The organism is Sphingomonas sp. HITSZ_GF (genome assembly GCF_029543155.1).
GTDB lineage: Bacteria > Pseudomonadota > Alphaproteobacteria > Sphingomonadales > Sphingomonadaceae > Sphingomonas.
Genome location: NZ_JARQXA010000003.1, coordinates 155,891 through 174,916, shown reverse-complemented (window position 1 = coordinate 174,916; position 19,026 = coordinate 155,891). Strand labels below are relative to the sequence as shown.

The following is a 19,026-nucleotide window of genomic DNA, read 5'->3' as shown; positions in this document are numbered from 1 at the left end:
TCCGGCACGGGGTGCCGTGCTGCGCCGCAACACTGGACAGTGCCGATGGTGATGAAAAGAAGCTAGCGGTGGCAGGTACTTAGCCTCGTGTCATCAAACTGCCTTCGGAACGCAATGTACCGTTCACGATCGGTTGCAAGGCGGCCCCCGCATTCCTGAAGGGGGTTGAATTCCGATGTTTCGCAAACCGTCTCTCCGCACGCGCCTGTTGCTCGGCGCCGTGCTGTTCGCCGTCCCCGCGGCCGCGCACGCCAATGACGTGACCGGCAACGTCTCCGAGGCGAGCGGCACTCGCAACCTGCAGGGCGCCCGCGTCACCATCGTCGAGCTGGGCCGCACCACCGAAGCCGACTCCTCGGGCAGCTTCCGCTTCGGCGACGTGCCCGCCGGCACCTACACGCTGCGCGCCGAATTCGCCGGCGTGCCCGCCAGCGAAGCGAAGATCGTCGTGCCGGAAAGCGGCGTGGTCGCGCAGGACCTGGTGCTCGGCACCGAAGGCAGCCAGATCCTCGTGGTCGGCCAGCGCGCCAACCTGCTCGGTTCGCTGTCGCGCCAGCGGGCCGCCGACGGCGTCGAGAGCGTGCTGACCCGCGACTCGGTCGGCCAGTTCCCCGACCAGAACGTGGCGGAATCGCTGCGCCGCCTGCCCGGCATCAACATCCTGAACGACCAGGGCGAGGGCCGCTTCGTCTCGGTCCGCGGCCTCGATCCCGAGCTCAACGGCACCTCGGTCAACGGCACCCGCCTGCCGGCACCGGAATCGGACGTGCGCTCGGTCGCGCTCGACGTGATTTCGAGCGACACGATCGAATCGATCGAAGTGAAGAAGTCGCTGACCCCGGACATGGACGCCGACACGATCGGCGCCTCGATCGAGATCAACACGGTGAGCGCCTTCGCCCGCAAGAAGGACCTGCTGACCGCGTCGATCGAAGGCAGCTACAACGAGCTGCGTGAGACGGTGACCCCCAAGGTAGGCTTCGACTTCTCCAAGCGCATCACCGACAATTTCGGCATCGCCGGCGGCGTCTCCTATTATCAGCGCAAGTTCGCGACCAACAACGAGGAGATGGACGGCTGGGACGAGGATGGCGGCACCGTCTATGCCGACACGATGGAGTATCGCGACTATGACGTGGAGCGTAAGCGCTTCAGCTCGTCGCTGTCGCTCGACTGGAAGCCCAGCGACACGACCACCCTCTATGCCCGCGGCCTGTATTCGCGCTTCGACGACCAGGAATATCGCCGTCGCCTGACCTTCGAGATGGACGAGGCGCCGACCAGCGGCACCGCGACCACCGCCACCTTCGATTCGCAGGACGGCGAGATCACCGTGACCCGCGACCTGAAGGATCGCTTCGAGCGCCAGGAGATCAAGTCGCTCACCCTGGGCGGCGAGACCAAGTCCAATGGCTGGAAGCTGACCTATTCGGGCAGCTGGGCGCGTTCGAGCGAGCGCGAGAACGGCTCGATCGATCCGGCCGCGTTCGAGCGCAAGTTCGACGATGGCGACAATTTCATCGTCGCCTTCGATTACAGCGATCCGAAGAAGACCGGCTACAACATCCTCGCCGGCTCGTCGGTCTTCAACAACGCCAGCGAATATGAATTCGACAAGCTCGAGCGCACCACGCTGAGCGACTCGGTCGACACCGAATGGGCGGCCAGGGCCGACCTCGCCAAGACCTTCGCGACCGGCAGCGGCGAGTTCACCGTGGCCGGCGGCGCCAAGTTCCGCTGGCGCACCAAGCGCTACAATGCCGATATCGACGTCTATGAATATGACGGCCCGGGCGACCTGACCCTGGCCAACCTGACCGGCGTGCAGGATTATGACCTGGCCTATATCCAGCCGGTGCCTTCGAAGACCGGCTTCCGCAACTATTTCAACTCGAACACCGGCCTGTTCGAACTCGACGACGGCGACACGTTCGAAAGCTCGAACGACAGCGACTACAAGGTGAAGGAAGACGTCTCGGCCGGCTATCTGCTCGCCCGCTGGGACAGCGCGAAGTTCCGCGTGATCGGCGGCGTGCGCATGGAGCACACCTATAACGACATCCAGGGCCAGGAGCTGGACCTCGATGCCGAGACGGTGACGCCGATCCGGGCGACGCGCAACTATACCGACTGGCTGCCCAGCCTGACGGCGCGCTTCGAGCCGGCGAACGGCCTGGTGCTGCGCGCGGCGGGCTATCGCAGCCTGGTGCGCCCGAAATTCTCCAAGCTGGCGCCGCGCGTGGTGATCGAGGACGACGAGGGCGAGTTCGGCAACCCGAACCTGCAACCCTACAAGGCGTGGAATTTCGATGCCTCGGCCGAATATTATTTCGGCAAGGGCGGCGGCATCACGCTCGGCTATTTCCACAAGGACATCAAGAACTACATCGTCGACCGCGTCTATGAGGACTATGCCTATAACGGCCGGGTGCTCGACGAGGCGCAGGTGCCGTACAACGGGCCGAGCGCGCGCATCAACGGCATCGAATTCAGCTACAGCCAGCTCTACACTTTCCTGCCGGGGGCGCTGAGCGGGCTGCTGACCCAGATCAACTACACCTATACCGACGCCAAGGGCACGGTGCTCGAGGATGGCGACATCGGCGATCCGCGCGTGATCCCGCTGCCTTCGTCGGCCAAGAACACGTTCAATGTGGTGCTGGGCTACGAGAAGGGGCCGATCTCGTTCCGCGTCGCCGGCACCTATCGCGATCGCTATCTCGACGAGCTGGGCGACGATGCCAGCGAGGATCGCTATGTCGACGATCACTTCCAGCTCGACATCAGCGCCAAATATTGGCTGACCAAGAACATCCAGGTCTATGGCGACCTGATCAACCTCACCAACGCGCCCTACTACGCCTATCGCAACTTCGAGGGCGGCACCCGGCTGCTGCAATATGAGGACTACAGCTTCACCGGAAAGTTTGGCGTGAAGATCAAGTTCTGATCGCAAGCACCTGAAAAAGAAGCGAGCCGGTGCGGTGGGAAACCGCGCCGGCTCCTTTTCGTCCGGGGTGTCGTCGGGGATGGCTCGATGCGGATCGGGGGAGCCGAAGCCAACGCGCAATCAACCGCGTCGGACGCATTTTCTGTTTCCTAAGCTGCGCAACAATGAGACTGTCCGGTCCCTGAGCTATTGGGGGGAATAGTCATGCATATTCGAGCTGGGATGCTGCGGCATCCGGGCATCGCCGCGTTCGCAATCGCGTCGATCGCCGCCTTGCCTGCGCACGCGCAGAGCGAGATCGAGAAGGCGCAGGAAGCGCTGAAGCGCGCGAACGAGGCGTTGCTCAAGGCCGAGCAGTCGGTGGATTCGGCGCGGGATGCCTATCGTGAGGCGAGCAACGCGCTGCGCGTGGCGATCGCCGCATCGGGCGGGCCGGCACCGACGCCGCCCGCGCCGCAGCCGGTGGCGAGCGCCGACAAGAAGCCGGTCACCGAGGCCACGGCCCGGATAAACGGCGAATGGGTGACGAAGAAGTGCGAGGATCTCGCCAGCGCCGAGATGGCGAACCTATATCCCAATCATTTCCAGGGATGCCTGGACCTGCGCAAATGGAAGGACTTTCCGCCCGATGAGCTCAACGCGCAGATCACCGCATCGAGCGACAGCACCATCGACATCAAGCCGAGCTACACAGTGCGCAGCGGCTGGTCCGGCAGCGGCCGGAACAACGACTATATCAAGTTCAGCCTCGGGATCAGCGCCAAGCTGGACGAGGATAGCGGCAATGCCGACTTCGCCGATCTTTCGGATTTCGCCATCGACAAGGGCGTGAAATACACCGCCGGGGTGCAGTTCGGGATCGGCGGCCGGCAAAAGGGTCTGGAAGACGACCTGGCGAGCGCGATCGCGGAAGCGAAGCAGGATTGCCGCAAGCATCACGCCGGCGATCCCGTGCCCAATCCCGAAAATCCCGACGGGCTGACGCTCGACGCGCTGTGCAGCGGCCAAAGGCTTATGACCTTCATGCAGCACAAGGATCGCAAGGTCGGCTATTACCGGAGCATCGTGAAGCCGGTATGGGGCTATGACAGCGATCCGCGCTATTTCTTCGGGATCGACGGCAGCTATTCCAAGCCCGAATATGGCTTCTTCCCGTTCGCCGATCCTGCGGGCACCGGCATCCCGCTGATCACTGCGCTGCCTGCGGGCTTTCCCGAGGGGAAGCAGAAGGTGTCGCGTTCGCTGTTCAGCGCGAACGGCTATGTCGGCATGAACGGCAAGGATATCGGCGGCGCGATCGGCGTCGGCTATGCGCGCTCGGTCATTCGCCTTTCGGACTATAAGGGGATCAGCCTCTGTCCCTCCGCGCCCTCGCCGGCGACACCAGCCTATCTCAAGTGCGGCGAGGTGGATATCGCGCCGCCCTATTTCAGCCAGGGCTGGTCGCTCAACGGGCGGCTTGCCTATCAGTTGCCGCGCTTCCTGTTCCTGCCGTCGATCGGCGTGGAGGCGAAGGTCCATTACCGGTTCGACATCGAGCAATGGGGCGTCGAAGTGCCGATCCGCTTCCTGTTCGACGACGAGGGGAAGGCGACCGCGGGCGTGCTGGTGGGCTGCACCGGCAACGGCCGAACCAGCAACGACTTCAAGATCGAAGGCGATTGCAAGGCGTCGTTGTTCGTCGGCTCGAAGTTCAGCCTTACCGGCAAGCCCTGAGCCGGTTGCAAATCGCGGGCAGGGCGCCGAGAGGACTTCGATGGATCTCGACGCCCTGCTCACCCATTATTTCGACACCGACGAACTCGAAGCGCTGGACCCGGCGGTGCGCGCCCGCGGCGAGGAGCGGCTGCGCATCGATTTCGGGGTGGAGCAGGAGCCCTCGCGCAAATTCGCGCTCTGGGTGGTGATGGAGGGGCTCGGCATCGCGCCGCTGCCGGCAGAGGCGTTCGAGAAGGAGCCGGCGCTCAAGGCCGCGGCCGAGCACTATCTCGACGCCGCCTGGAAGCTGGAGCAGCGCGATTAGCGGGCGGCGGTGGCCGCGCCGCTGCCGGCGAACAGCGCCTGGGCGGCGCGCTTCTCGGGCGTGTCGTCGGCGCCGTAGAGCAGCGGATAGACAACCTGGCGGGCAAGTTCGGCATGGTTCTGCCGCACCAGCTCCTGCGCCAGATAGAGCCGCGGGGCCGGGGCGCCCGGAACCGCGCGGATGGCGAGCGCCAGCCCACGCATTGCCCCGTCGGGCACCTTCTCACCGGCGCGGGCGAAGCTCTGGAAATAGGCAATCAGCGGCAGCGGCGCCGCACCGTCGAGCTGGATCGCCCGCTCGAGCACCTTGCGCGCGGCGGCCAGCGTGGCGGCGCGCTCGGCAGCCGGACCGGCGATCGCCTGGCCGGTGAGCGCCACGCCCTTCCAGCTCAGCGCGCGGACATCGTCCGGCGCCTTTTCGAGCAGCCGTTCGGCAAGCGCCAGGCAGGTATCGGCGTGACCGCCGCGGCATTCGGCCTCGGCCTGGACCAGCAGTGCCTCGGGATCATAGGGCAGGGCCGAAAGCGTGCTGCGCAGCCGATCGAGCCAGGGCTCTGCGACGGCACCGTCGCCGGGGAAGGGATCGAGCCGCGCGCCGAGTTGCAGCCGCGCCTCGATCATCGCCGCGTTGGTGATCGACAGGCGGCTGATCACCGGCGCTTCCTCGCGCTGGAAGGGCTTCGCAGTGCGGGCATATTGCAGGGCGCTGTTGCGATAGGCGGTCAGGTCCGAGCGCAATCTGCGCAGGTCGCCAAAGGCCTGGGCTGCCTCCGCCATCGGCACGCCGCGCCCGATGGCGGTGATGTAGGCGCGGAACTGCCGGCTGCGCGTGTCCTTCAGCTTCGAGAACAGGAAATAATGCGCGACCAGCCAGGCCTGGTACGGGTTCCACTGCGTCTCGGGCGCATCGAGATAGCGGCCGGTCACCACTTCGCCGACGTCGATCGGGCGATAGGAACGGAAGAACTCGCGGTAGCGCGCGGGGGCCCGCGCATAGTCGATCACGCCGTCGTCGCGGACCAGCATCGTCGAGAAGATCGCGCCGACCCCGTCGGTGTACCAGCGCGGAAACACCTCATGCGTGTAGGTGCGCAGGAAATGCTGGGCAAAGGCCGAATAGAGCGAGGCCTGCCAGCGCCGCACCAGCGGGGCGCGATAGGTCGTCGCGACACTGGTCAGCCCGCCATGGCCGTTGCCGGTGACGTTGCAATCCACCGCGCCGCCCGCGAGCAGATCGGCGCAGTCGAGGTCCTCGGCGCGCTTGGTGTTCAGATCGAGTAGCTGATCCTGGCGGGCGATCGCGAGGACGTCGCCATCCTCGCGCGGATCATAATAGCGCTGCGCCGCCAGGCTGCCGGTGTACGGGCCTTCGATCCCGCGCAGGTTGCGCAGGCCCAGCCGCGCGGCGAAATCCTTGTCGCCGAACAATGTCACCTGGAGCTTGACCGTATCGTCGCCCTGCGCGCCGCCGCGATAGATGCGGGACATCAGCCCATGGAGCCGCTCGAGATCGGTGATCACCTCGCGCAGCTCGGCCTCGCTGCCGTCGCTATAGACGATCACATGCGCGGTTTCGGCGCGCCTCCAGTCGCTCTTCCGCTCCTCGCTGTTGCCCTGCACGACGATGCTGGCGTCGCCCGTTTGCGCATGGGCGAGTGCCGGGGCGAGCAGGCAGAGCAACACAGCACAGCAGCGGCCGATCGGCATGACACTGTTCCTGACTCGGATGCGGGCAATTGGAAATGCCGCGCCAGTCTCCGCCGAAACCTGCGCGCGATCAAGCGGCTTGCGGGCCAGCGGTTACCGCTCAATCCGGCACGGTCTGAAGGCAGATCGCATGCATTGCCAAGGTTCCGAGCATGATTGCGATCCGAAGGGGTGAGTCGAAATGCTTGTATGCCAGGAAAATAAAAATGGTCGAATCCCGGTGTAATTTTTCAATTATTGATGATTTACAGGCGATAGCGATGTAATTTTACTACTGGTTGGTCATGTTGTCTGAAATTTGTCCGAGATGTATAGGGTTGTTATCTAGAAACGGGTCGCTCTTCAGGCGCTGCTTTTGTGCAGCTGACTTCGATTGGGGGAGTGACCATGGGTGCCGATCAGACGAGCCATCTTTCCAGCGAGAACCTCGAATTGCTCCTTGATCGGGAGCGGGTCGATCGGGCGAAGTGGCTCGATGATCTCCAGATCATCCGCTGGCGCCCTTGCAATGTGCGGGTGCTGGTGGTTGCCGACGGGCTCGATTTCGATCCGACCAATGGCTTCGGCCTGACTACCTTCGTGCGGGCGCTGCTCGACATGCCGGGCAGCTATGTCCGCTTCGCGATCACGCTCGCCCACCTGGACGATATCGAGCCGGATAGCGTCGAGATGATGCCGGGCGAGACGCGCATTGCCGCGCGGATTCCGAACTTCAAGTTCGATGTCGCAGCGCATTTCGCGCCGGATCGCTTCGACGTGATCTTCCTGTTCGGAATCGACAGCTTCTACAGTCGCGGTGCGGGCTATCCGGCCGACTCCCTGTCCGATGCCGAACTGCAGGCGATCGCCGAATTCCAGAATGGCGGCGGCGGGCTGTTTGCGACGGGCGATCATGGCAGCCTGGGCAAGGCGATGTGCCACAAGGTGGCCCGGGCGCGCGGCATGCGCCTGTGGGACAGCACCTCCGCCCAGAATGAGGACGATCAGGTCAGCATGGACGGGCCGCGGCGCAACGACACCAACCGGCGCGGCGATGCCACTTCGGAGTTCGACGACCAGTCCGACGATATTCCGCAGACCATTTCACCGGTCTTCTACTCGCGACGGAACGGCATATTCCGCTACACATTCCCGCATCCGCTGTTGTGCAGCCCCACGGGGCCGATCCGCGTGATGCCGGACCATCCGCATGAAGGGCAGTGCGCGCTGCCGGAAGATGTCGAGGCGACGATCGACTATACCGCGTCGCTCGGCCCCGAATATCCGCCGGCCAGCGATGGTGGCGCGCGCCCATTGCCGGAGATCATCTCCTACAACACCGTGCTTCCCGGGACGACCTCGGGCGGCAAGGATCCGACGATATCGCAGACCTTCGCCGGCATCTGCGCCTATGATGGGCACCGCGCGGGTGTGGGTCGGGTCGTGACCGATTCGACGTGGCACCATTTCGTCAACATCAACCTTGTCGGCATCCCCACGAAGCCGGTGGGCGATCCGAAGCGGCTCGGCTTTCTCGCCAGTCCGACGGGGCAGGCGCATTTCGAGGCGATCAAGACCTACTATCGCAACCTCGCGGTCTGGCTTTCGCCGCCTGAGCGGATCCAGTGCATGAACAGCCATTTCCTTTGGTGGATCGTGCAACGCGAGCGGGTGCTGGAGGCGGTGTTGACTGCGCGCGCGATCGGGCTCGAAAAGGTCGATACGCGAACCCTGTCGCTGATCGGGCGCCATGCCCGCGATGTCCTTGGCCGCTATGCGGGGCCGTGCCAGTCGATGCGAGTCATCATCGATCTGCTTCAGGCCCGTCCGGAACTCGTGAAGGAGATAGACCCGTGGATCCCGCGCGACGCCAAGCTGCGGGATCTGGAACGCGTCGAGGATGGCGAGGAACTGCCGCTGGTCGATCTCCAGCCCATGCTGGAAGCAGTGCTGGGCGGCGCGCTGGTCGCGATCGGCGAAGCATTTCCCAAGCCAGTCCGCAAGGAGGCAGAGTCGTTCCGCGGTGACGAGGTGCTCTCGATTGCCACCCGTGGCGCCGAAGTAGCGATCGCCCGTGCCGAACGTTCGCTCGAGGTGACTCTCGGCAAGGCCGGCCGGGCGCTGCTGCGGGGCGGCGGCGCGGAAGCGATGTAGCGACGTATTGCGCGGACGTGGCAACGGCAATCCTGCCGCGCTTGGATGCCGCGCAAATCGCCCGGCCTGACCCGCAAAAGAAAACCGCCGCCCGGTTGCCCGGGCGGCGGTGTTTCCTGTGTCAGCGACTGGTGCCGCGAGGAGATCACTCCTCGGTCAGATAGTCCCCGGCATCGGCGTCGGTGCCGTGGCCCGAGGGCACGACCGAGGCGAGCGGATCGCTGCCGGTGCCTTCCGAGTCACGCGTCGAGCGGGCAAGCTCGGCCGCATGCTCCTCGGCGGCCGAGTTCGGCGCCACCAGCGCGTTCTGCAGCGCGCGCTGCTGGACGCGGAGGGCGGCATCGCGGCTCGTCGCGGCGACACGCAGGCGGTTCATGCCCGCGCCGGTGCCCGCCGGGATGAGACGGCCGACGATCACGTTCTCCTTGAGGCCGATCAGCGTGTCCTGCTTGCCCTGGACCGCAGCCTCGGTGAGGACGCGGGTGGTCTCCTGGAACGACGCCGCCGAGATGAAGCTGCGGGTCTGCAGCGACGCCTTGGTGATGCCGAGCAGGATCGGCTTGCCCTGTGCGGGGGCCTGACCCGGAGCCAGCTTCTCGTTGGTTTCGTCCATCTCCGAACGGTCCACCTGCTCGCCGGGGAGCAGGGTGGTGTCGCCGGCTTCGGTGATCTCGACCTTCTGCAGCATCTGGCGAACGATCACCTCGATGTGCTTGTCGTTGATCTTCACGCCCTGGAGTCGATAGACTTCCTGGATTTCCGACACGAGATATTCCGCGAGCGGCTCGATGCCGAGCACCTCGAGAATGTCGTGCGGATCGGGCGAGCCGCCGATCAGGTTGTCGCCACGCTTGACGTAGTCGCCTTCCTGGACGTCGATCACCTTCGACTTCGGAACCAGATACTCCACGACCTCGCCGCCGTCCTCGGGCTGGATGCCGATCTTGCGCTTGGCCTTGTAGTCCTTGCCGAACACGACACGGCCCGAGACCTTGGCGATGATCGCATTCTCCTTCGGCTTGCGGGCCTCGAAGAGCTCGGCGACGCGCGGCAGACCGCCGGTGATGTCGCGGGTCTTGGCGGACTCGCGGGCGACACGGGCGAGCACGTCACCGGCCTGCACGGTCGCGCCGTCCTCGACCGAGAGCACCGCGCCGGGAGCCAGCATGTAGCGGGCAGCCTCGGCGGCGTTGTCGCCGGTCAGGGTCAGGCGGGGACGCAGGTCCTCCTTCGACTTGCTGGCCGCGCGATACTCGGTGACGACGCGCTGGGCGATGCCGGTCGCTTCGTCGGTCTGCTCGGTGAGCGTCTTGCCCTCGAGCAGGTCCTGGTACTTCACGACGCCGCCGGTTTCCGTGATCACCGGCATGGTGAACGGATCCCACTCGGCCATCCGGTCGCCCTTCGAGACGACATGGCCGTCGTCGAACATCACGTACGCACCGTACGGGATCTTGTGCACGGCGAGCTCGCGCCCGTCCATGTCGAGGATCGCCAGCTCGGCCGAACGGCTGAGCACCACGCGGCGGCCGCGCTGATCCTCGATCACGCGCACGTCGCGGAACTCGACCTTGCCGTCCACAGGGGCTTCGAGGTTCGACTGCTCGTTGAGCTGCGCCGCGCCGCCGATGTGGAAGGTACGCATCGTCAGCTGCGTGCCCGGCTCACCGATCGACTGCGCCGCGATGACGCCGACGGCTTCGCCGATGTTCACCGGGGTACCGCGGGCGAGGTCACGGCCGTAGCACTTGCCGCAGACGCCGATCTTGGCTTCGCAGACCAGCGGCGAGCGGATCTTCATGCCCGGGATGTTGAGCGCTTCGATCTTCGCGACCGCCGCCTCGTCGAGCAGCGTGCCCGTCGGGATGACGACTTCGCCGGTCTTGGCGTCGACCACGTCCTCGGCCGTGGTGCGGCCCAGGATACGCTCGCCGAGCGAGGCGATCGTCGAGCCGCCCTGCACGATCGCGCGCATTTCCAGCGCACGCTCGGTGCCGCAGTCCAGCTCCATGATCACGCAGTCCTGCGACACGTCGACCAGGCGGCGGGTCAGGTAGCCCGAGTTCGCCGTCTTGAGTGCGGTGTCGGCCAGACCCTTGCGGGCGCCGTGGGTGGAGTTGAAGTACTCAAGGACGGTCAGACCTTCCTTGAAGTTCGAGATGATCGGCGTCTCGATGATCTCGCCCGACGGCTTGGCCATGAGGCCGCGCATGCCGGCTAGCTGCTTGATCTGCGCCTGCGAGCCGCGGGCACCCGAGTGGGCCATCATGTAGATCGCGTTGATCGGCTTCTCGCGGCCGGCATTGGGGCCGTCCTCGTAGCGCTTCACCGCCTTGATCTCGTCCATCATGGCCGCCGCCACCTGGTCGCCGCAACGGCTCCAGGCGTCGATCACCTTGTTGTACTTCTCCTGCTGCGTGATCAGGCCGTCCTGATACTGCTGCTCGTAATCCTTCACCAGGGCGCGGGTCTCGTCGACCATCGCTTCCTTCTGCTGCGGGATGATCATGTCGTCCTTGCCGAACGAGATGCCCGCCTTGAAGGCGTGACGGAAGCCGAGCGCCATGATCGCGTCGGCGAACAGCACGGTCTCCTTCTGGCCGGTGTGGCGATAGACCTCGTCGATCACGTCGCCCACGTCCTTCTTGGTGAGGAGGCGGTTGACGGTGTCGAACGGCACCTTGTGGCTCTTCGGGAGGCACTCGCCGAGCAGCATGCGGCCCGGGGTGGTCTCGAAGCGCTTGAGGTACTGGTTGCCTTCCTCGTCGGTCTGCGGGACGCGGCTGATCACCTTGGTGTGCAGGGTGACGGCGCCGGCCTCGAGTGCCTGGTGCACTTCGGCCATGTCGCCGAGGAGCATGCCTTCGCCCGGCTCGCCTTCCTTGAGCATCGACAGGTAATAGAGACCCAGCACCATGTCCTGCGACGGCACGATGATCGGCTTGCCGTTCGCAGGGCTCAGGATGTTGTTGGTCGACATCATCAGGACGCGCGCTTCCAGCTGGGCCTCGAGGCTCAGCGGAACGTGGACGGCCATTTGGTCACCGTCGAAGTCGGCGTTGAAGGCCGAGCAGACCAGCGGGTGGAGCTGGATCGCCTTGCCCTCGATCAGCACCGGCTCGAACGCCTGGATGCCCAGACGGTGGAGCGTCGGCGCGCGGTTCAGCAGAACCGGGTGCTCGCGGATCACTTCGTCCAGGATGTCCCAGACTTCCTTGCGCTCCTTCTCGACCCACTTCTTGGCCTGCTTCAGGGTCATCGAAAGACCCTTGGCGTCCAGGCGGGCGTAAATGAACGGCTTGAACAGCTCGAGCGCCATCTTCTTCGGCAGGCCGCACTGGTGCAGCTTGAGTTCCGGACCGGTCACGATGACCGAACGGCCCGAATAGTCGACGCGCTTGCCGAGCAGGTTCTGACGGAAGCGGCCCTGCTTGCCCTTGAGCATGTCGGACAGCGACTTGAGCGGACGCTTGTTCGCACCGGTGATGGTGCGGCCGCGGCGGCCGTTGTCGAACAGCGCGTCAACGGCTTCCTGCAGCATGCGCTTTTCGTTGCGGACGATGATGTCCGGCGCGCGCAGCTCCATCAGGCGCTTCAGGCGGTTGTTGCGGTTGATCACGCGGCGATACAGATCGTTGAGATCCGAGGTCGCGAAGCGGCCGCCGTCCAGCGGCACCAGCGGGCGCAGCTCGGGCGGGATGACCGGAACGACGTCGAGGATCATCCACTCGGGGCGGTTGCCCGATTCGATGAAGCTCTCGACGACCTTCAGGCGCTTGATGATCTTCTTCGGCTTCAGCTCCGACTTGGTGACGGCCAGCTCCTCGAGGAGCTCCTTGCGCTCGCCTTCCAGGTCGAGATCCATGAGCATGATCTTGACCGCCTCGGCGCCGATGCCGGCCGAGAACGCGTCCTCGCCATATTCATCCTGCGCGTCGAGCAGTTCGTCCTCGGTGAGGAGCTGGAACTTCTCGAGCGGGGTGAGGCCCGGCTCGGTGACGATGTAGCTCTCGAAGTAGAGCACGCGCTCGAGCTGCTTGAGCTGCATGTCGAGCAGCAGGCCGATGCGCGACGGCAGGCTCTTCAGGAACCAGATGTGCGCGACCGGGGCGGCCAGCTCGATATGGCCCATGCGCTCGCGGCGGACCTTCGAAACGGTCACTTCCACGCCGCACTTTTCGCAGACGATGCCCTTGTACTTCATGCGCTTGTACTTGCCGCACAGGCACTCGTAATCCTTGATCGGGCCGAAGATGCGCGCGCAGAACAAGCCGTCACGCTCGGGCTTGAACGTGCGATAGTTGATCGTCTCGGGCTTCTTGATCTCGCCGAAGGACCAGCTGCGGATGCGGTCCGGCGACGCGATCCCGATCTGGATCTGGTCGAAGGTCTCCGGCTTGGCGAGCGGGTTCGCGAAGTTGGTAAGTTCGTTCATTTCTTTTTCCTCATGGGAGGACAAATCTCTGGGCGGTGAGGGGAGGGCGCTGCCCGAAGACAGCGCCCGATCCCGTTACTCCGCCGCCTCGGCCAGGCCGTCTTCCTCGGTGCCCTCTTCGAGCGACTTGAGTTCGACGTTGAGGCCCAGCGAGCGCATTTCCTTGACGAGCACGTTGAAGCTCTCGGGGATGCCGGCCTCGAAGGTGTCGTCGCCCTTGACGATCGCTTCATAGACCTTGGTGCGGCCGACCACGTCGTCCGACTTCACCGTCAGCATCTCCTGCAGCGTGTAGGCAGCGCCGTACGCCTGCAGGGCCCAGACCTCCATTTCGCCGAAGCGCTGGCCGCCGAACTGCGCCTTGCCGCCCAGCGGCTGCTGGGTGACGAGCGAGTACGGCCCGATCGAACGCGCGTGGATCTTGTCGTCCACGAGGTGGTGGAGCTTCAGCATGTAGATGATGCCCACGGTCACCTTGCGGTCGAACGCGTCGCCGGTGCGGCCGTCGAACAGGGTCGACTGGCCCGAGGTATCGAGACCCGCCAGCTCGAGCATCGCCGAGACGTCCGCCTCACGCGCGCCGTCGAACACCGGGGTCCCCATCGGAACGCCCGTGCGGATGTTCTGGATCAGCTCCTGCACCTGCTCGGGGCTGCGCGCCTCGATCTCGCCGGCATAGTGATCGCCATAGACCGTCTTGAGGCGATCCTTGACGGCATCGGGCATCTCGCCCGCCACCGCGTCCGGATTCTGCTCGCGCCATTCCTCGAGCTGCTTGGCGACCTGCATGCCCAGGTTACGGGCAGCCCAGCCAAGGTGGGTCTCGAAGATCTGGCCGACGTTCATGCGCGAAGGCACGCCGAGCGGGTTCAGCACCAGGTCGACCGGGGTACCGTCCTCGAGGAACGGCATGTCTTCCTGCGGCAGGATGCGCGAGATGACGCCCTTGTTGCCGTGACGGCCGGCCATCTTGTCGCCCGGCTGCAGCTTGCGCTTCACCGCGACGAAGACCTTGACCATCTTGAGCACGCCCGGCGGCAGCTCGTCGCCACGCTCCAGCTTCTCGCGGCGGTCCTCGAACTTCTCCTTGATGCGCTTCACGGCCTCGTCATACTGGCCCTTCACCGCTTCCAGGTCGCCCTGAACCTTGTCGTCCTGAACGGCGAACTTCCACCATTCGTGACGATCCACGCTATCCAGCGTGTCCGCGTCGATCTCGGCGCCCTTCTTCAGGCCCTTCGGCGTCGCGGTCGCGATCTGGCCGAGCAGCATTTCCTTGAGGCGCGACCAGGTCGCACGGTTCAGGATGTTGCGCTCGTCGTCGCTGTCCTTCTTCAGGCGCTCGATTTCCTCGCGCTCGATGGCCAGTGCACGCTCGTCCTTGTCGATGCCGTGACGGTTGAACACGCGCACGTCGACGATCGTGCCCGACACGCCCGGGGGCAGGCGGAGCGAGGTGTCGCGGACGTCCGAAGCCTTTTCACCGAAGATGGCGCGGAGGAGCTTCTCTTCCGGCGTCATCGGGCTCTCGCCCTTCGGGGTGATCTTGCCGACCAGGATGTCGCCCGGCTCGACCTCGGCGCCGATGTACACGATGCCGGCCTCGTCGAGGTTGCGCAGCGCTTCTTCACCGACGTTCGGGATGTCGCGGGTGATGTCCTCCGGCCCGAGCTTGGTGTCGCGGGCCATCACTTCGAACTCGTCGATGTGGATCGACGTGAACACGTCGTCCTTCACGATGCGCTCGGAGATCAGGATCGAGTCTTCGTAGTTGTAGCCGTTCCAGGGCATGAACGCGACGAGCGCGTTGCGGCCCAGCGCCAGCTCGCCGAATTCGGTCGAGGGACCGTCGGCGATCGTGTCGCCGGCGTTGACCATCTCGCCGACCTTCACCAGCGGACGCTGGTTGATGCAGGTCGACTGGTTCGAACGCTCGAACTTCATCAGCGTGTAGATGTCGACGCCGCTCTCTTCCGCCGAGACCTCACCGGTCGCGCGGATGACGATGCGGGTGGCGTCGACCTGGTCGACGATGCCCGCGCGCTTGGCGGCGATCGCGGCGCCCGAATCGCGGGCGACCGTCTCTTCCATGCCGGTGCCGACGAACGGCGCTTCCGCCTTCACCAGCGGCACGGCCTGGCGCTGCATGTTCGAGCCCATCAGCGCGCGGTTCGCGTCGTCGTTTTCCAGGAACGGAATGAGCGACGCTGCGACCGAGACGAGCTGCTTCGGCGACACGTCCATCAGGGTGATGCTCTCGGGGAGCGCCATCAGGAATTCGCCGGCCTGGCGGGCCGAGACCAGCTCCTCGGTGAAGCGGTGATCGGCGTCGACCTCGGCCGAGGCCTGCGCGATCGTGTGCTTCGCCTCTTCCATCGCCGAGAGATAGACGACCTCGTTGGTCACCTTGCCGTCGACGACCTTGCGGTACGGAGTCTCGATGAAGCCATACTTGTTGACGCGCGAGAAGCTCGCCAGCGAGTTGATCAGGCCGATGTTCGGGCCTTCCGGCGTCTCGATCGGGCAGATACGGCCATAGTGCGTCGGGTGAACGTCGCGGACTTCGAAGCCGGCGCGCTCACGGGTGAGACCGCCCGGCCCGAGCGCCGAAACGCGACGCTTGTGCGTCACTTCGGAGAGCGGGTTGGTCTGGTCCATGAACTGCGAGAGCTGCGACGAGCCGAAGAACTCGCGAACCGCGGCAACTGCCGGCTTCGCGTTGATCAGGTCGTTCGGCATCACGGTCGACACGTCGACCGAGCTCATGCGCTCCTTCACGGCGCGCTCCATGCGGAGCAGGCCGACGCGGTACTGGTTCTCGAGCAGCTCGCCCACCGAACGCACGCGACGGTTGCCGAGGTTGTCGATATCGTCGACTTCGCCCTTGCCGTCCTTCAGGTCGACGAGCGTCTTGACGACCGCGAGGATGTCCTCGGTGCGCAGCGTGGTGACGGTGTCCTCGGCGTCGAGGTCGAGGCGCATGTTGAGCTTCACACGGCCCACGGCCGAGAGGTCATAGCGCTCCGGATCGAAGAACAGGCCGGCGAACAGCGATTCCGCAGTCTCGAGCGTCGGCGGCTCGCCGGGGCGCATGACGCGGTAGATGTCGGCCAGCGCCTGCTGACGCTCCTCGGCCTTGTCGGCGGCGAGGGTGTTGCGGATCCACGGACCGGTCGAGATGTGATCGATGTCGAGCAGCTCGAGACGGTCGATGCCGGCCTTGTCGAGCTTCTCCAGGTTCTCGGCCGAGACTTCGTCGCCGGCTTCGATGTAGATCTCGCCGGTCGCCTCGTTGATCAGGTCGAACGCGCTGTAGCGGCCGAAGACTTCCTCGGTCGGGATCAGCAGCGTCTCGAGACCGTCCTTCTGCGCCTTGTTGGCGGCGCGCGGGCTGATCTTCTGGCCGGCCGGGAAGATCACTTCGCCCGACTTGGCGTCGACGATGTCGAACATCGGCTTCGCGCCGCGCCAGTTGGTCGGGTCGAACGGGATCTGCCAGCCGTTCGGGCCGCGGACGAAGGTCACGCGGTTGTAGAAATAGTTGAGGATCTCTTCGCTGTTCAGGCCCAGGGCATAGAGCAAAGTCGTCACCGGCAGCTTGCGCTTGCGGTCGATACGGACGTTGACGATGTCCTTGGCGTCGAACTCGAAGTCGAGCCACGAGCCGCGATACGGGATCACGCGCGCGGCGAAGAGATACTTGCCCGAGGCATGGGTCTTGCCGCGGTCATGGTCGAACAGCACGCCCGGCGAACGGTGCATCTGGCTGACGATGACGCGCTCGGTGCCATTGATGAAGAAGGTGCCGTTGCCCGTCATCAGGGGCATGTCGCCCATATAGACGTCCTGCTCCTTGATATCGAGGACCGAACGGGCTTCCGTATCGGGATCCACCTCGAACACGATCAGGCGCAGCGTGACGCGCATCGGAGCCGCATAGGTGATGCCGCGCTGGCGGCACTCTTCCACGTCGAACTTCGGATGCTCGAGCTCGTAGTTCACGAAGTCGAGCTCGGCGGTGCCGGCGAAGTCACGGATCGGGAAGACCGAGCGCAGGGTCTTCTCGAGGCCCGAGATATAGCCGATCGAGGGATCGCTCCGCAGGAACTGCTCGTAGGATTCGCGCTGAACCTCGATCAGGTTCGGCATCTGCACCACTTCGTGGATGTCGCCGAACACCTTGCGGATGCGGCGCTTGAACGTGCCGCCCTCGATTGCCTTGGTTGCCATGGGTGTTTTTGCCTCGTCAGCAGTAATATCGGTGCCCCTGTCCGGGGCCGGGACGTGCGGCAAGACGCAGAAAAAGCCGCGCGACTCCCATTTCGGGTTTCGGCAGCTTTAAGCGTCTTATGAGACCACGGCTCCAATTCGACCGATGCGCTGCGCGACGACGCATCATTTCCCGGAATCGCGGTGGAGGGCGGGATATAGGTAGCGTGTTGGATTCTGTCAAACCGGTGCAACCTCAGGTTGGTCGCGGGCAGGGGGCGGGCTAGCATCGGCGCCCATTGGGAGGGCCGGCATGGAATCGAGCTATCGCAATCGCAGCACGCCCGGCGTGTATGTGACCGAAATCGACGCGTTTGGCAGTAGCATCGTCGGGGTCGAAACTGCTGTGCCCGTGTTCGTCGGCTACACCGAGTTCGCCGGCGATCCGGTTTCGGGGAGCACGCTCTACAACAGTCCGACGGCGATCTCGTCGCCTTCCGAATATGCCTCTTATTTCGGTGGCGCCGCCCCGGGCGGCAGCTTCAACCTCGCGGCCCAGATCGCGCTGTTCTACGCCAATGGCGGTGCCAACTGCTATGTCGTGTCGGTGGGAAGCTATTGGCAGGGCGCGTTGCCGGCCGCGGCGGCCGTGCCGGTGCCTGCGGAGTGGACGCTCGATGCGATCGCCGCAGACGCGCTTGTCGCGGGGCTCGGGGCGGCCGGATATGTCGTCGGCGCCACGTTGCTCGTCATTCCCGAAGCCTGCCTGCTCGATCAGCAGGGCTATGCCCAGGTCGTCCAGGCGATGCTGACCCAGGCGAGCACCCTGCAGGATCGGATGGCGATCCTCGACCTGCCCGGCTGTGTCGCCGCGCGCGACCTTGATGCGCTCGAGGCGTGCCAGCAGAACCTCTCGGATGCGATCGCGCCGGCGATCGCGAGCGCCAGCTACGGCGCGGCCTATGCGCCGGCGCTGCTGCTCCCCGACGGCAGCGTCCAGCCGCCGAGCGGCGCGATCGCGGGAATCTTCACGACGAGCGACGCTCGAAACGGGGTATGGAACGCGCCTGCCAATATCGCGGTGGAGGGTATCAAGGGTCCGCTCTATAATATGAGCGATGCCGAGCAGGGCGGTTTCAACGTGCCGCTCAACGGCCAGGCGATCAACATCCTGCGGCTGCAGGTCAACCGCGGCACGGTCGTCTGGGGCGCGCGGACGCTCGACGGCAACAGCCTCGACTATCGCTATGTGCAGGTGCGCCGCACGCTCCTCTATGTCGAGCAGTCGATAAAGCTGGCGCTGGCCGCCTATGTGTTCGCGGCCAATGACGCGACCACCTGGCAGACGGTGACGGCGTCCGTGTCGGCCTTCCTCACCCGGCTCTGGCAGGAGGGCGGCTTTGTCGGCGCCAAGCCGAGCGACGCCTTCACGGTTTCCTGCGGACTGGGCAGCACGATGACCGCGCAGAACGTGCTCGACGGCTATATGGTCGTGGCCGTCACGCTGGCGCTGGTGCACCCGTCAGAATTCATCGAGCTCACCTTCACCCAGACCATGGGCAGCTGAAGC

General features: G+C 65.0%; 8 protein-coding genes. 5 read left to right on the top strand and 3 right to left on the bottom strand.

Annotated features, from left to right (window positions below):
* The first annotated feature begins 175 nt into the window (after positions 1–175).
* From P6144_RS09775 to P6144_RS09765, 3 genes are all read left to right on the top strand, one after another.
* Positions 176–2,950, top strand: coding sequence for a TonB-dependent receptor (locus P6144_RS09775; protein WP_277767566.1), 2,775 nt, complete (start codon positions 176–178; stop codon positions 2,948–2,950).
* 204 nt (positions 2,951–3,154) lie between these two features.
* On the top strand, positions 3,155–4,666 hold the full coding sequence (locus P6144_RS09770; RefSeq protein WP_277767565.1) for a hypothetical protein: 1,512 nt from the start codon (positions 3,155–3,157) through the stop codon (positions 4,664–4,666).
* Positions 4,667–4,706: 40 nt separating this feature from the next.
* Positions 4,707–4,973: a hypothetical protein gene (locus tag P6144_RS09765; RefSeq protein ID WP_277767564.1), complete on the top strand. Its 267-nt coding sequence runs from the start codon at positions 4,707–4,709 to the stop codon at positions 4,971–4,973.
* On the opposite strand, the gene P6144_RS09760 is transcribed toward P6144_RS09765, so the two are convergent.
* Positions 4,970–6,679: a hypothetical protein gene (locus tag P6144_RS09760; protein WP_277767563.1), complete on the bottom strand. Its 1,710-nt coding sequence runs from the start codon at positions 6,677–6,679 to the stop codon at positions 4,970–4,972. The two genes, P6144_RS09765 and P6144_RS09760, sit on opposite strands and share 4 nt — an antisense overlap.
* Positions 6,680–7,066: 387 nt before the next feature.
* On the opposite strand from P6144_RS09760, the gene P6144_RS09755 reads away from it, so the two are divergent.
* Positions 7,067–8,812, top strand: coding sequence for a hypothetical protein (locus P6144_RS09755; protein ID WP_277767562.1), 1,746 nt, complete (start codon positions 7,067–7,069; stop codon positions 8,810–8,812).
* A gap of 145 nt (positions 8,813–8,957) precedes the next feature.
* Here the strand turns inward: P6144_RS09755 and rpoC are convergent, their stop codons facing one another.
* Together rpoC and rpoB are read right to left on the bottom strand one after the other, a co-directional pair.
* On the bottom strand, positions 8,958–13,247 hold the full coding sequence (rpoC, locus tag P6144_RS09750) for a DNA-directed RNA polymerase subunit beta' (protein ID WP_277767561.1): 4,290 nt from the start codon (positions 13,245–13,247) through the stop codon (positions 8,958–8,960).
* A gap of 75 nt (positions 13,248–13,322) precedes the next feature.
* Positions 13,323–17,477 carry a DNA-directed RNA polymerase subunit beta gene (gene rpoB / locus P6144_RS09745; RefSeq protein WP_277767560.1) on the bottom strand — a complete coding sequence of 1,385 codons (4,155 nt, stop codon included), beginning with the start codon at positions 17,475–17,477 and terminating at the stop codon, positions 13,323–13,325.
* A 292-nt stretch (positions 17,478–17,769) separates the two neighbouring features.
* Between rpoB and P6144_RS09740 the strand changes: the two genes are divergently transcribed.
* Complete coding sequence (locus P6144_RS09740) at positions 17,770–19,023, top strand: phage tail sheath C-terminal domain-containing protein (RefSeq protein ID WP_277767559.1); 1,254 nt, start codon at positions 17,770–17,772, stop codon at positions 19,021–19,023.
* Positions 19,024–19,026: the final 3 nt, after the last annotated feature.

What these genes read in the sequence shown, in the direction of transcription:
- P6144_RS09740 (WP_277767559.1), top strand. Translation starts at nt 17,770, where the DNA reads ATGGAATCGAGCTATCGCAATCGCAGCACGCCCGGCGTGTATGTGACC.
- P6144_RS09760 (WP_277767563.1), bottom strand. Translation starts at nt 6,679, where the DNA reads ATGCCGATCGGCCGCTGCTGTGCTGTGTTGCTCTGCCTGCTCGCCCCG.
- rpoC (WP_277767561.1), bottom strand. Translation starts at nt 13,247, where the DNA reads ATGAACGAACTTACCAACTTCGCGAACCCGCTCGCCAAGCCGGAGACC.
- P6144_RS09770 (WP_277767565.1), top strand. Translation starts at nt 3,155, where the DNA reads ATGCATATTCGAGCTGGGATGCTGCGGCATCCGGGCATCGCCGCGTTC.
- P6144_RS09775 (WP_277767566.1), top strand. Translation starts at nt 176, where the DNA reads ATGTTTCGCAAACCGTCTCTCCGCACGCGCCTGTTGCTCGGCGCCGTG.
- rpoB (WP_277767560.1), bottom strand. Translation starts at nt 17,477, where the DNA reads ATGGCAACCAAGGCAATCGAGGGCGGCACGTTCAAGCGCCGCATCCGC.
- P6144_RS09755 (WP_277767562.1), top strand. Translation starts at nt 7,067, where the DNA reads ATGGGTGCCGATCAGACGAGCCATCTTTCCAGCGAGAACCTCGAATTG.
- P6144_RS09765 (WP_277767564.1), top strand. Translation starts at nt 4,707, where the DNA reads ATGGATCTCGACGCCCTGCTCACCCATTATTTCGACACCGACGAACTC.